Genomic DNA, 14,199 nt, shown 5'->3' with positions numbered 1-14,199 from the left:
AGATATGCCTACACTACATTGGATAGGAAAAGATAAGGTTGTTAACCATCATGCGGAGGTACCCTTCCGTGTGTTGGAACACAAATATGGGTATCGAGGAGACAAGCCTTCTGATACCTCTGAAACTCATAGTGGAAATAAGATTATTCATGGAGATAATCTCGAAGCGTTAAAGGCATTATTACCAGAATATGAGGGACGAGTAGATTGCGTCTATATAGATCCTCCCTATAATACAGGCGAAGAGGGCTGGGTGTATAACGATAATGTGAATGACCCACACATACGCAAATGGCTCGGAGAAGTGGTAGGTGTCGAGGGCGAAGATCTTAGCAGGCATGATAAATGGCTTTGCATGATGTATCCAAGGCTAAGGCTACTCCAGTTGCTATTATCCAGTACAGGAATTATTTTTATAAGTATTGATGATAATGAATATGCGAATCTAAAGTGTATTTGTGATGAAATTTTCGGCAGCACAAATTTTGTAGCCACTTTTATTTGGGAAAAAAGAAAAAATAGAGAGAATAGAAAGGTTGTTTCATGTCGTCACGATTATATCCTTTGCTATTGTAAAGATATAATGAAGACAGATAGATGCCTGCATCTCTTACCCATGTCGAAAGAAGCATTGAGTAGATATCAAAACCCTGATAATGACCCACGTGGCTTATGGAAGTCTGACCCAGCAACAGCACAAGCAGGACATGCCACTGAAAGCCAATTTTACACATTGATAGCTCCAAACGGAAAAAAACATACTTTACCAAATGGACGCTGTTGGTTATATACAGAAGAGGTAATGCGGCAAGCTATTGCCGATAGACGAATTTGGTTTGGAGAAAGTGGTAATAATGTTCCGCGAAAGAAGACATATCTAAATGATAAAGATAGAGGATTAACCCCTGAAACCATTCTCTTTGCTGCTGATGTGGCTACAAATGAAATCGCCAAGAACAATTTAAAAAATATCTTCTCTGAACAAATTCCTTTTACGACACCTAAACCATTCCAATTGATAGAACACCTGATTCAAATTGCAACTGATGATGATAGTATTATCCTCGATTCTTTTGCAGGCTCAGGAACGACAGCTCATTCTGTGTTAGATGTTAATTTTAATACGAAGGGCAACAGAAAGTTTATCTTAATAGAAATGGAAGCTTATGCAGAAAGTATTACTGCGGAACGAATACGCCGGGTAATCAAAGGCTACGGAGAAGGGAAGAAAGCTGTTGAAGGCTTGGGGGGCTCTTTCGATTACTACGAATTAGGTTCTCCTCTGTTCAATGAAGATGGTAACCTAAACGAGCAGGTCGGTATAGGAAAGATGCGTGAATACATTTATTATACAGAGACTCACGATTACCTGACAAATCAGCAAACAGTGGATTATCCCTATCTGTTAGACTACAAGGATGGTACGGGCTATTTTTTTTATTACGAGCCCAATGAGATCACAACTTTGTCGTATGACACATTAAACATAGTACCCAAGACTGCAGACCATTATGTGATTTATGCTGATATCTGCACGATTAGTAAAGAGCAGCTGGCGCAATTGAATATTACATTCAAGAAGATTCCTCGTGACATCAATAGATTTTAAAGTATGCAACTGAAAGAATATCAACACCAAGTGCTCCGAGATTTGGAGCAATATATTGAGACTTTGAATGGTAGCAAAAGTCTCTCTGTAGCCTATTCTCAATATTGGGGAAACAGAGGAGTTTCGGTGAACGGATTCAGTAACAGCTATCTGCATCCCTATGTCAATACCGTGAACGGTGCGCCGCGTGTAACGCTGAAAGTTCCTACAGCGGGTGGCAAGACATTCATTGCCTGCAATGCTATTAAAAGGATTATGGATAACCTGCAAACAGGTACTCCTAATCGGGTTGTGGCATGGTTTGTTCCCAGCGATACCATTCTCAAGCAAACTTTGGAGAAATTACAGGATGCCACTCATCCCTATCGTCAAACAATAGATGCATTATTTTCCCACCGTGTAACAGTGGTGGACAAGGAGGCTGCGCTGATGGGGCAAGGCATTAGCCCTGTACAGATGCACGATAATCTGACCATCTTCGTGTTAAGTGCCCAGTCGTTTGTGGAAACCATCCGTGTGAAGAAAGACAAAAGTGTAGAGCAATTGAAACCTCGTGCTTTTCGAGAGAATGGAAACTTCCTTGAACATACGCAATATTATGTTCACCCAGACCAGTTGATTGACAATGCAGACCCAACGGCACTCATACAGGTGATAGCCCAGCAGAACCCGTTGGTGATAGTAGATGAAAGTCATAACTTCAAGGCCGATCTAAGAGTAGAACTGCTCAACAATCTATCTCCCCGATTCATATTGGAATTGACAGCAACTCCACGCGACAATAGCAATATCATCAGTTTTGTAGATGCCATGCAACTGAAGCGTGAAAACATGGTGAAACTTCCCGTTATCGTGGAAAATCGCAACTCGCCTAAAGATGTGCTTGTTAGTGCCATCCGAATGCGTAATAGTCTGGAACAACATGCCGTTGAGATGGAAAAGCATGGTGGTAGATACATCCGTCCAATTGTATTATTTCAAGCTCAACCAAAGATTGATAACGACAACATTACTTTTGATAAGATAAAAAACAACCTTATTGGTTTTGGTATTCCTGAGGAGCAAATCAAAATCAAGACGGCTAATAAAGACGAATTAAAGAGCATTGACTTGATGAGTCGTGCTTGTGAAGTAAGATACATTATAACCGTAAATGCGCTGAAAGAAGGTTGGGATTGTCCCTTTGCCTACATTTTGGCAACATTGGCGAACAAAACAAGTCGTGTTGATGTAGAACAAATTTTGGGGCGCATACTCCGTCAGCCATATACCACCCAGCATCAGAATCCTTTGCTCAATCTTTCCTATGTTTTCACAAGCAGTAATGACTTCCGTGATACAGTCGAGAGAATCATTCTTTCGTTACAAAAGGCGGGATTCAGCAAAAAAGACTTCCGTGAAGTAAATATGGATAGTGTTGCAGAAGAAAAGAAAAGTATTCCCAATTTGTTTGATAAGCCACAAAATCAGGAGAAAAAGAATGAGGTAGAGGATGCTATCGAATTATCAATAGAAGAGGTAGCTACAATCAAAGAAACGATACAGAACGATGCTCCAAGTAAATATATCCAAGACTTACAAAAGCAGGCGGAGCAGATGGGCAATGAGTATAATCAGAAAATAAATGAACAGTCACAAAGTGGAAACATCGATCCACTTGCGGCTATTATACCAACAGAAATGTATTATCCTATCAATGAAAGTTATAAAGAGGTAGTAGCAGAAATAAACCTCCCTGTCTTCTACACAAAGACTGTTGCATCAATATTCTCCGATGAGGAATGGATTCCTTTGGAAAAATCGATGTTGACGAAAGGTTTTGATTTGCCTTCAAAGGATGCTACTGTGGATTTCACCATTGTCCGCCCACAGGGTATTACTATCGATGTTGCGGAATCTGGCGATGATTATGTGCCAGTGCGCCGCAATAATCAGCAAGCCATAGACTTTATTCGACAGCAATATATGGATAAGTCCGCAACCACTCAGAAAGAGATGTTAAGCAAGCAAATTGCAAGTATGGTTAAGTTTGACAATGTTGTGGAGCCAGATATTAAGAAATACATAGATAGGGTGATTTCTGGACTCGATACCGACGCTATTGCTAGTTTGGTGGACAACCTCTACTTGACACGAGATGCCATCAAAGAAAAAATAGAGATTCTCTTAAAGGATTACCAAAAACAGGTTTTCCTGCAATGGTTAAATGTGGGAAAGATTCAACTTAAAGGGCATTATACCTTTATTGATGCTATTGCAATGCCAAAAGAAGAAATGGTCGGCATTGATAAAGGGTTGTATGTTGCCGAAGAAACGGTCAATGACTTTGAATACGATGTCATTTCTGCCATAGCTGATAATCCCAATGTCTTGTTCTGGCATCGTAATCGAGAAAAGAAGGATTTCTGCATTAATGGGTATATCAATCATTACCCCGACTTTATCATTCGTATGAAGTCTGGAAACACTATTCTTGTAGAGGCAAAAGGCGACCATTTAGTCAATGATGATTCGAAGAACAAGATTTGGCTTGGTAATAAATGAGCCGACCTTGCTGGAAGCGACTATAAATATTTTATGGTATTCCAAACAAAAGAGATAGAAGGTGCAATTACTGTCAAGCAGTTGTTGCAGTATTTGAATGAGTTATAAATTAGAAATATAGTAAAAAGGAGTATAATATGAATAACCTTTTCCCAAAATTCATTCAGAATCGGCCTAAAGGGTTCGATAAGTTTGATGGCGCATCTCAGACAAAACTTGCAAAAGCAATTGCACGGCAGATTATTAAGAATGATGTTCTACCAAAAGAAGATGCCTTGCCCAAAATTATTGGTATTCAAGGAGAATGGGGGGCTGGTAAAACAAACTTGGTAAGACTATTAGAGAAAGAATTGTCTGATAAATATTATTTCTTTGAATACGACGCATGGGGGCATCAAGAAGACTTACAAAGACGTTCCATTTTAGAACTATTGACAGCTAAATTAATAGATGATAGATTTTTGTCTGGCAATTCTACAATTAGAATAAAAGGTGGAGGAGAAAAAACGGTTTCTTGGGCGGAGAAACTAAAGTACTTATTAGCTAGGAAAACAGAAAAAGTTACAGAGAAGTATCCCCAAATTAGTAATGGCATGGCTGCAACTGCATTAGTTGCAATCTTGACCCCTATTTTTACCTATATTTCATATGTTATCAAGCCAACTTCTACCAATTGGTTGCAGACAATAGTTTCTATTATTATTTCAGCTCTTCCTGTTATCATAGGATTAATCGTATGGTTATGTGCGTATCTAAGAAATCACAGGTATGGTCTTAGTTATTTATTAGCCATATATAATGATAAGATTGAAAATGATGTTTGCTATGAAACTTTAAGTGAAGATGAGCCAACGGTCATAGAATTTAAGGCATGGATGATGGACATATCAAACTATATTAAGAATAACAACAAACCGAAGTTAATACTTGTATTTGATAATATGGATCGTCTACCTGCTGAGAAAGTTAAGGAGCTATGGTCTTCTATTCATACTTTTTTTGCTGATGACGGATTTGAGAATATTTGGGCGATTATCCCTTTTGATAAAAAACATTTGGCCTGCGCTTTTGGAAATGAAAAGGCTGATGAGGCAAAGGAACTTACCCAACTTTTTATTAGTAAAACATTTCCAGTAATATATAGAGTTGCACCGCCTGTTATTACGGATTATCGTAATCTATTTGAAAAACTTTTTATAGAGGCATTTGGAAATGCGGAAGAGGACTCTCGTGAAACGATAAATAGATTATGTCGTATGGTAAGGCCTGACGCAAATGTTAGGGATATTATTATGTATATAAATGCAATTGTAGCGTTAAAGCAAGAGCGGGCAAATGATATTTCTCTTATTAACATGGCTGTTTTTTTACTATTTCAAGATGATATATTAGAACATCCTAATACGCAAATTTTGTCTGGTGAATATTTGAAAAATGTAAGCTCTATTGTCAATAATGACATGCAAATGCAAAAAGAAATAGCAGCTTTAGTATATGGGGTAGATGTTGAACTTGCAAGGCAGATCCCATTGACAAAATATATTGAAAAATGTATTTCAGAAACAGAAGGATATGATATTAATGAGTATGCTGAGTCAAATATTTCTTTTGACGCAGTTTTAGAAGATGTTGCTATCAATAGGGATGATATTCCTGTTGATAATTTAATCAATTGTATTGGCAAACTAAATAAAAATAATGCGAATATACAGAAAATATGGAATTCCATTGCTCTAAGAAAGGTGCAATTGCCAATAGAAAAGCAGATGTTAACAAATGAATACAAAGTCATACTCTCAAAAGTTAAAGATCAGCTAACCCTTAAAAGGATTGTAGAAGCTTTCTACCTAAAGATTTACGATTTTTCTGAATTTAAGGGCAATGCATATTTTGCTTCATTGAAAGAATTGGAAAAATATCTTATAGAAGAAAACATTTCATGCCAATTAACACAGGTAAAGGATAAAAATGTAAATCCAGAAATCTTCATTGATTACTTACGAGAGGCAAAGGATGAATATAAAAAATATCGTGTTCATACTGTCGCGACCTCTTTTGATGCATATTTATCTGAGAAATTGAACACTGGTGATTATTCTTATTCTGATGTAATAGCTTTATTGGACGGTGATACGAATTATAAATTCCCTAAATTAATAAATGCCATAGAATTGTATATTGAAGAAGATAAAGTTGAAGCTTCTTCTATTGGGGAGATATTTTTAACTTATAAAAAGCTATCAGATAAAAAACCATTACAAAAAAGCTTGACCTCACAGACAGTTAGTTCTATAATGCAACAAATAGAACCAACACAAAAAGGTTATATTGATATTGTTGCCATGAGATTAGCACAAGGTCAACCGGTATCATCAGTAAATACATCATGCATTCCTGAAATAGCAGGAGTTATTGATTACTATGCAGATTATGGAGAACTTCTACAAAAGAGTCTCAATTGGGATAATAGCCTACTAAATGATGTGTTAAAATATATGACTCAAAACAGAAAAGGAGAACATCTTTTGATAGAAGATATTCTTCCTCTGTACTTTCAAATAAAGGATAGGATTGGTGTTTCAGACAAAGAAATGTTAGATCAACTGTCTGATTGGAGCAATAATGTAGATGGGAATATAACTAATGATAATATTCAGAAAATTATTCCAAATGCATCGTTTTATAAGTTGTCTATTCAATACAAGAATGAACTGACAGAGAAATTAAATAAAATAGTCATTGAAGCAATTAATACAGTTTCTACAGAAGAATTATATGCTCAACGAAACAGTCGTACGACATATTATTGGTTTATAGCTATACGCGAGTTCGTCGGAACAGAGTTCATGCATCCTTTGCCTACTAATATTTCCGACTTCGGTAAGAAAATATTACAAGATATTGGTAATAATGTACAGACTCTCCCTTTGCCAGAAGACTACTCCAAGATAATCAATAGCATTGATAAATGCACTACATATTCAATAATATCAGATATACGAAATTCTTATTGTAATGGGAGGGTTTCTATCGATAGGGAAAAATTTAAATTCTTTGAACAATGGTTTAGGACACAAGGAAAACTAGAGGATAGGGCTGGAGATTCTGTTGATAAAATTTTGAAGCCAATTATAAGTAGTGAAGATTGCCGGAATATTATATTAGAACAGAAAGAATTCTATATATCCTTGATAAATCATGCAGGTAATGCTGCGAATGACTTTAAGCAAACACTACATAATATTGTTGATAATACAAAAGATATTACATTGAGACAATTTGCAGAGGCAATCGGTGTTGTTTTTGAAAGTGGAGACACAGAGAATAATGAATAAGATGATTATACAAGAAATAATACTCCGTAAAGAAGATCAGACATTTGACTGCAAAAGTATTCAAATAGATCCGAAGGCATTGGCTATCACCATCGTGGCATTTGCAAATGCTGATGGCGGAACGATTGCTATTGGTGTGTCTGATAAGACGAGGAAGATAGAAGGCGTGGATCAACATACAGAGAAGCTGAATGAGTTGCTGCGTGTTCCTTTAGATTTCTGTAATCCTTCTGTGCCTATTACCAGCAACCTACTGCCCTGTACTGATAAGGATGGGAACGACAACCATATCTTGTTGATGTATATCCCTGCAAGTTCGGAGCTACACGCTAATCAGGCAGACGAAGCCTATATGCGTGTTGGTGATAAGAGTAGAAAGTTGTCTTTTGAAGAGCGTATACAGTTGATGTACGACAAGGGCGAGCGTTATTATGAGGATACGGCTGTGTATGGTGCTACGGTAGATGATATTGATATGGCTGCTGTCGAAAGATATACGGAATTGATAGGTTATACCAAGTCTGCAAAGCAATATCTACAAGAGAACAATGGATTCTTGACTATAAACGCAAAGGGAGAAGAGCAAGTTAGTGTGGCTTGTATTCTGCTATTTGGCAAATATCCCCAGAAGTTCTTCCCTCGTGGACGCACTCGCTTTATTCGCTATAAAGGTACAGAGGAACAAGTGGGTGCAGATATGAATGTGATTAAGGATGTAACCTTTGAAGGAACGATACTTGATCAAGTGAAAGCCACGATAGCTTATCTTGAAACACAAGTGGAGGAGCATACGTTCCTTGGGCAGCATGGACAGTTCGTAACCCATAGAGATTACCCAAAGTTTGTGATACAAGAAATGGTAGTTAACGCTTGTTGTCACCGTGCCTACAATATTAAGGGTACGGAAATTCAAATCAAAATGCTTGATGATCGGCTTGTGTTCGAGTCTCCGGGCAGATTACCTGGAATGGTCAAGCCCTCTAACATCCGTCATACACATTTCTCTCGCAATCCAAAAATTGCCCAATTCCTCAAAGCGTACGACTTTGTGAAAGAATTTGGTGAGGGTGTGGATCGTGTGTGTAGAGAGTTGGAAGCTAATAGGTCGCCAATCCCTACATATCATTTGGATGATTTTATCCTTAAAATTACAGTTCCAAAAGTTATACATCGGTCTATAACCAATGGCTATGCGACTGTAAATACCAAAAATGCAACTGTAAATGCAACTGCAAATAGTCCAAAAGATACTGTAAATGCTCAAAACGCGACTGTAAATGCCGAAAATGCAACTATAAATTCCAATGATACTATAGATAGATTAATAGCAAAAGCAGCCAAACAGGGGGATAAACTTACAGCGAATCGTATCTCTATTTTACGACTGATGGTAGAAAACCCTTATATTACAAAGGAAGAAATGGCTTCTATTATAGGATTGAGTGGTAGTACAATCATGCGTAATATTGAATTTATGCGTGGCAAGTATCTTCGTAGAGTCGGCTCGGATAAAAGTGGCTTCTGGGAAATTATAGAATAGAAATATGGAAACGAATTTATTGCTTGCATTAAAACAGTTTCAGCATAATGTTGAAGTAAATCCCGATTGTTTAAGAAATTTAATAGGAGAGAAACTATTAGAAGAACAATTTTCCATGGTAGCAGACACCTTATTATTTGGTGGGTTTCTGTTAATAAACAGGAGATTTGAGATTTATGCCCATTCTATAGAATTTTATTTTCATGTAGAGAAGTCGGCTAATCAAGAGTTTGTTCATGATCCTGTTATGTTTCATCGAAATAAATTAGATGATGCAGATTATAGGACTGTGAATACACCATATTTGAAGATAGGAAGTTTCTATTTGCATAAATTTGGTCTGGATATTACTTTTGAGAAAGAAGGCGAATATCGCGCATCCATTCTAATCAAAACCTTTAATGTCGTTGATAGAAATGAGCAAAGTAATAAAGCAAATTTAAATAGAGATAAGAGGATGGCAAGCTCGTATATTTATGACTATCTCCAGTTTATGGAGCCAGACAATGATACATTAAAGTCGGCTATCCAAATGGAATGGTTACCAGAATTACAAATACTGCCATCATTTTGTTCTGTAGCAGCCCCACGCATTAATATTAATAAATTCGTCATTGATAACAATGGAAATCAAACCTCTATAAAGTCACCAGAGAAAGATATCCGACCATGGCGATACTATCGAAAAGAACCTTATCATCTGCTAACAAACTTACTAAAAGCAAGAAGGGTATGATATTATCAAGTCAAACCAACAGTGTATACTTCTCGGCTCATTTGGCCAATGACTATAGGCAATTGTACGAAGCGGTGAAGTCTGTCTTACAAGACTATCAGATACATGTAGATGTTTTGTGTAAGACTGCAGATTATTGGTGTCGTGACTATATGCCAATACAGGTTACGGATAATACTTTTGTAAAGTATAAGTACAAGCCAGACTATTTGAATAAGAGGGGAAAACGTGAGTTTATTACGAATGTAGACGAACCTTTATCTTTTCTCAATCTCAATGATAACAAGTTTATTAATCTCTCAGATATTACTATTGATGGTGGTAATGTCGTTAAGACTCCGTATCATGTTCTAATGACAGAAAAGATATTTATAGAGAACCCACAATATCAAAATAAATTAAAATTAATCTATCGCTTAGAAAAAGCTTTCCAAACAGAGATAATAATACTTCCTTGGTGTAACAGGTCGCAAGATAAGTGTGGCCATACAGATGGTATGGTAAGATTTGTAAAAGACAAAGAATTATTAATGGCAGACTATACCAATTTTGCTCCAAGAAATGGAAAGCGAATAAGAAAAATATTAGAGGAGAATGGCTATATTGTGCATGAACTTCCATTACCTTATACTATCAATGATTCGTGGGCTTATATTAATTTTCTGCAAACATCTAAGGTAATTTTGGTGCCTGGACTCAATCTAAAAACTGATAGTATAGCCTTAGAGTATTTACAGTCTTTATTTCATAGCCAAAAGATAATACAAATACCTGCTCCTTATCTAATTAGTAAATATGGAGGAGCCTTTAATTGTATGTCATGGAATATTAAAGAATAGATTTTCCGGATGTCTTCTTTTACTATATCTACCATAATAGCTTTTTATGCCTAATTTCTTGACAAGTAGAAGTAGTTATGAAGATCACAGTGTCAAAGACGATGGAAAAAGTGATATAACCAGCCCAACCAAGTATTCTGTTTGGTTAGGCTTGTTCCATATGAGGCTACTTCAGTTTCCTTTGCATCAGACTATCTGCTTTCTGCTTTAATTCCAAGTCGTAGCCATCAGTTTTCTTCTTGATATTTTTGATTGCAATTTCGTTTCGATGAATATCAAACACATCGTTGAGCCATAGGATTTCCTTTGGACTGCAACCTCGCCACACTCTGATAATTCGGAACTTCAAGGCATCATCTTTGTATTGTGGTTTGCTTTGCCACAAGAAGTAGTTGCCGACCAAAGAAACAAAGCAAAGCATAGATACAGACACCATAGTAGTAAAGACTTTTGACGACTTGATGTCGAAACTGTGCCTATGAATCTGCTCCTGTGGTTGTGGATGCTCTTTCTGCTCCTGCCACTCATGTAACATAGTCAATACGCTTGCCACCAACTTATCAATAGATTTGGCTTCCTCATCCTTGATACGCATTTGTATGGCTATATACTTATTGAGTATCTCCTTCGTTTTCTGCTCATATTGTTTGAGCAGCTCTTGGTCTTGCTGTTCATTACTTTGCGCTGGAATAGTAGGTGTAGGAAGAGAAACAGAACTGATGTCCTTTTCTTTAAGTTCCCTTACTTCCTTGTAAATTGCCTCCAACTTGTTCTTGATTTCCTCAAAGAGAACAAATGTATTATTATCTGCCATAGTTATAAATGTATTTTACGTTTTTTCTTTTTCTTCTTTTTGTCGAGTGTGTTGTAAACTTCCGCAGGAACTGTACCGTGAGACTGAAATAGGTCTAATCCTCCCTCGATGAAGTCATTAACAAGTGTGCTCGTAGCATCTGCAACATCTGATATAAGATTGACGGTTCCTTGTGCCTGTTGACAGTTTTCTTTGTTAGTCTGCTGCAAGGCAAAATCAATCTTGGAATAGCTGCAACTCCTGTCCACCTTTGATCCGTTGAAATGATAGCCGTTCTTCTCAAAGACAATGCCCTGTACTTCTTGTGTATTGCCTTTGTATTTGAAGTGCACATCAATCCCTTCATTTCTCAGGTGAGCGAGTAATGATTTCCAATTCCTGCTTTTAGGAATCTTTTCCCTTAAAGCCTGATAAATCTCATACTTGGTCTTGTCTGGTTCTTTCAAGCGGTGTTCCTTGATTTTCTCCTTGCCACTGGCAAAGTATAAATCATATTTAGTGGTCAGTTCCTTACAAATCTTCTCGCTTCTGAATCTGTCGTTTTTGTCGGAGATGGTCTTGCCGTGATTGTCTATCCTATTGAAAGCAATATGGACATGCGGATGATCCTTGTCAAAATGGCGACCTATGATATACTGCGTATCTTTTATCCCCATTTTCTCCATATACTCACGAGCGACTTGTGTCATGAACTCGTTGCTTAATTTGAGAGAATCCTGTGTGGAGAAACTCAAGGAGATATGTCCGACGACCTTACGCACTCTTGAGTTTAGATTTGTTTGGTCGATGAAGCTCTGAATGATGTGGCTAATATCATCTGTCCTTACACCCGAACTATCTATAAGTTCCGTTCCTTTCTTCGGGTCGAGGATGTAGTTAATAACACCCTTGAAGCCCGAACCTTTCATTATCTTGGCAATCATTTTCGTATCAGATTTAGGATTTTGTCAATCTTGCCAATGATGATTTTGTGGAAAGGAGCAACGACATGAAACCCATCCGCATTGGCACGATGTGCCAATTGATTGAGATTGTTTGCCATTCCACACAGCTTACGGATGAAGTCTGCTTGCTCTACGGTCAGTCGTTCAATGACATTTCCTTTATCAAGAACTTTTCTTACAAACTCACTCATGGTTACTCCTGCGCTTTTGGCTTTGCCTTTGAGCGTATAGTAATCCTGCGTATTCAGTTTCACCGTGATACGGTATTTCTTCTTTTCGGCTACGCCCTTGGTTGGGCGACCACCTTTTTTATATTCTGTTTTTATCATACTTGTTTCTTTAATTTGATTTGATGGAGACCAGCGGGATGATTCTCTGCAACGACTGTCAGGAGGTGGGCAAGTGGTTTTGGTATGCCCAAAACATAAACTTGCTCCCCCAGTAAACAGATTATGTAAAACTATTCTTGTAATCATAGCTTAATCCCTTTGGTCTTCTTATTTTCTGCTTTCTCTGAATGCTTGAATTCAGCACATAAATAGTCGTTTAGATCCTTGAAATCACTATACAAAGAAGATGAATCTAAGACTGAACGACTCAATTCTTTCGATAATTGTTTATAAGCATTCCTGCCTGCATCGTCATTATCCAAGTAGCATTGGATGCTGTCGTAATGCGACAACTTCTCTGTAACCTTATGAATATTTGATACAGAATTGAGGACTATGTAATCTTGTTGGCTTAGCCCTGTCCGCTGCGGATTCTTCAATTTTCTTAGTGTAATAAAAGACAAAAAGTCCATAAAACCCTCGAAAAGAAAGCAAATCTTCTTCGACTCATGGGCATAGAAAACACTAATATCCTTTGGAGCAATGCAGCCTTTGAAGAACGGGTTGCGTATTTCATACCCACCTGCACTATTGGGAAAACCTATCCCAAAATAATGCTTACCATTAGAGTCGTAATGAAGTTCTTTACACACAATGGTAGCTACTTCCATGTCAATACATCTTTCATATAAGTATCTGATAAGGGCAGGATGTGTCAAAGGTAGAACTTTTAAGTTCTCAAAGGGGTGTGCGTGTTGTGGTGATTCCTTCCTTGAATAAGGAATAGATAAGGGATGCACACAACTTAGAGCATTGCGTTCTATCTGTCTAATAAGATAGGACACATCGGAAGACTTATATAGTTCCTCTGCCAGAGCGATGATGTTTCCACCTTTTCCTATTCCAAAGTCATACCATTGGTTGAGATTTGTGTTTACCTTGAATGAAGCATGGTGTTCTGTACGAAAGGGGGAGAGATACCATAACTTGTTACCTTGTTGTTTGATAGGTGTATGTCCCAGACTTGCAAGAAAATCTTGCAGTCTTATTGTTTTAATTTCTTGAATGTTCATATTACAATGAAGTTGAATGGTTTGAAAAATTGATGATTTGATGAAATGAAACATAATCTACTCGTTATAAACGACTTATGTACTCATCGTAGCTTCATCACAATGCCTACCAAAGTAGAATATACTTTTATGCTTCATAGAAGTGCCAAAATCTCGATTTCATGACTTCGTTATTTCCCGATCTCGCTCTCTAACATTTTCCCGAAATACAGAGATTTCTCCGTTATAACACATCTGACCTTGTTTAGCAAGTTGTACTTTTGTGCGGACAAAAGTGTTACCGATTTCGCGAAATCGGGAAATGGGGTCGCAACTCACATAAAGGAGCCAACCAAAAGAGAAACTTGATATATTTCTCTTTTGGATAGTATAGAATACTTCTTTCATCATTCCTTTATACTGATGAGCAAAAGGATGAATGAGTAAGACATTGTCA

At 37.3% G+C, this 14,199-nt stretch carries 10 protein-coding genes; 6 read left to right on the top strand and 4 right to left on the bottom strand.

What is annotated here, in order from left to right; translation table 11 throughout:
* Positions 1-4 precede the first annotated feature (4 nt).
* From HMPREF9969_RS00455 to HMPREF9969_RS00430, 6 genes are all read left to right on the top strand, one after another.
* Positions 5-1,609: a site-specific DNA-methyltransferase gene (locus HMPREF9969_RS00455; protein ID WP_009434003.1), complete on the top strand. Its 1,605-nt coding sequence runs from the start codon at positions 5-7 to the stop codon at positions 1,607-1,609.
* A 3-nt stretch (positions 1,610-1,612) separates the two neighbouring features.
* A complete protein-coding gene (locus HMPREF9969_RS00450; RefSeq protein WP_009433923.1) occupies positions 1,613-4,153 on the top strand; it encodes a DEAD/DEAH box helicase in 2,541 nt (846 codons plus the stop codon).
* A gap of 137 nt (positions 4,154-4,290) precedes the next feature.
* Entirely contained in the window at positions 4,291-7,488 is a 3,198-nt protein-coding gene (locus HMPREF9969_RS00445; protein WP_009433953.1) for a P-loop NTPase fold protein, read from the top strand.
* A gap of 1 nt (position 7,489) precedes the next feature.
* On the top strand, positions 7,490-9,028 hold the full coding sequence (locus HMPREF9969_RS00440) for an RNA-binding domain-containing protein (RefSeq protein ID WP_036894497.1): 1,539 nt from the start codon (positions 7,490-7,492) through the stop codon (positions 9,026-9,028).
* Positions 9,029-9,032: 4 nt separating this feature from the next.
* Positions 9,033-9,764 carry a hypothetical protein gene (locus tag HMPREF9969_RS00435; RefSeq protein WP_009433954.1) on the top strand — a complete coding sequence of 244 codons (732 nt, stop codon included), beginning with the start codon at positions 9,033-9,035 and terminating at the stop codon, positions 9,762-9,764.
* Entirely contained in the window at positions 9,761-10,603 is an 843-nt protein-coding gene (locus tag HMPREF9969_RS00430) for an agmatine deiminase family protein (RefSeq protein ID WP_009433879.1), read from the top strand. Before HMPREF9969_RS00435 ends, HMPREF9969_RS00430 begins: the two co-directional genes overlap by 4 nt.
* A gap of 166 nt (positions 10,604-10,769) precedes the next feature.
* Here HMPREF9969_RS00430 and HMPREF9969_RS00425 read toward each other — a convergent pair whose 3' ends face one another.
* The 4 genes from HMPREF9969_RS00425 to HMPREF9969_RS00410 form a co-directional block, all read right to left on the bottom strand.
* Complete coding sequence (locus HMPREF9969_RS00425) at positions 10,770-11,417, bottom strand: hypothetical protein (RefSeq protein WP_009433891.1); 648 nt, start codon at positions 11,415-11,417, stop codon at positions 10,770-10,772.
* A gap of 2 nt (positions 11,418-11,419) precedes the next feature.
* Entirely contained in the window at positions 11,420-12,340 is a 921-nt protein-coding gene (locus tag HMPREF9969_RS00420) for a relaxase/mobilization nuclease domain-containing protein (protein ID WP_009433893.1), read from the bottom strand.
* Positions 12,337-12,690, bottom strand: coding sequence for a plasmid mobilization protein (locus HMPREF9969_RS00415; RefSeq protein ID WP_009433932.1), 354 nt, complete (start codon positions 12,688-12,690; stop codon positions 12,337-12,339). Before HMPREF9969_RS00415 ends, HMPREF9969_RS00420 begins: the two co-directional genes overlap by 4 nt.
* Before the next feature lie 143 nt (positions 12,691-12,833).
* Complete coding sequence (locus tag HMPREF9969_RS00410) at positions 12,834-13,763, bottom strand: toprim domain-containing protein (protein ID WP_009433995.1); 930 nt, start codon at positions 13,761-13,763, stop codon at positions 12,834-12,836.
* Between the last annotated feature and the right edge of the window lie 436 nt (positions 13,764-14,199).

This window comes from Prevotella sp. oral taxon 306 str. F0472 (assembly GCF_000257925.1).
Lineage (GTDB): Bacteria > Bacteroidota > Bacteroidia > Bacteroidales > Bacteroidaceae > Prevotella > Prevotella vespertina.
The sequence above is the reverse complement of the archived record's forward strand: the minus strand, read 5'-3'. Positions and strand labels throughout refer to the sequence as shown.

Bases quoted from the DNA above. Each gene is read 5' to 3' on its own strand.
- HMPREF9969_RS00430 (WP_009433879.1), top strand. From the start codon at position 9,761: ATGATATTATCAAGTCAAACCAACAGTGTATACTTCTCGGCTCATTTG.
- HMPREF9969_RS00445 (WP_009433953.1), top strand. From the start codon at position 4,291: ATGAATAACCTTTTCCCAAAATTCATTCAGAATCGGCCTAAAGGGTTC.
- HMPREF9969_RS00440 (WP_036894497.1), top strand. From the start codon at position 7,490: ATGATTATACAAGAAATAATACTCCGTAAAGAAGATCAGACATTTGAC.
- HMPREF9969_RS00450 (WP_009433923.1), top strand. From the start codon at position 1,613: ATGCAACTGAAAGAATATCAACACCAAGTGCTCCGAGATTTGGAGCAA.
- HMPREF9969_RS00425 (WP_009433891.1), bottom strand. From the start codon at position 11,417: ATGGCAGATAATAATACATTTGTTCTCTTTGAGGAAATCAAGAACAAG.
- HMPREF9969_RS00455 (WP_009434003.1), top strand. From the start codon at position 5: ATGCCTACACTACATTGGATAGGAAAAGATAAGGTTGTTAACCATCAT.
- HMPREF9969_RS00420 (WP_009433893.1), bottom strand. From the start codon at position 12,340: ATGATTGCCAAGATAATGAAAGGTTCGGGCTTCAAGGGTGTTATTAAC.
- HMPREF9969_RS00435 (WP_009433954.1), top strand. From the start codon at position 9,033: ATGGAAACGAATTTATTGCTTGCATTAAAACAGTTTCAGCATAATGTT.
- HMPREF9969_RS00415 (WP_009433932.1), bottom strand. From the start codon at position 12,690: ATGATAAAAACAGAATATAAAAAAGGTGGTCGCCCAACCAAGGGCGTA.
- HMPREF9969_RS00410 (WP_009433995.1), bottom strand. From the start codon at position 13,763: ATGAACATTCAAGAAATTAAAACAATAAGACTGCAAGATTTTCTTGCA.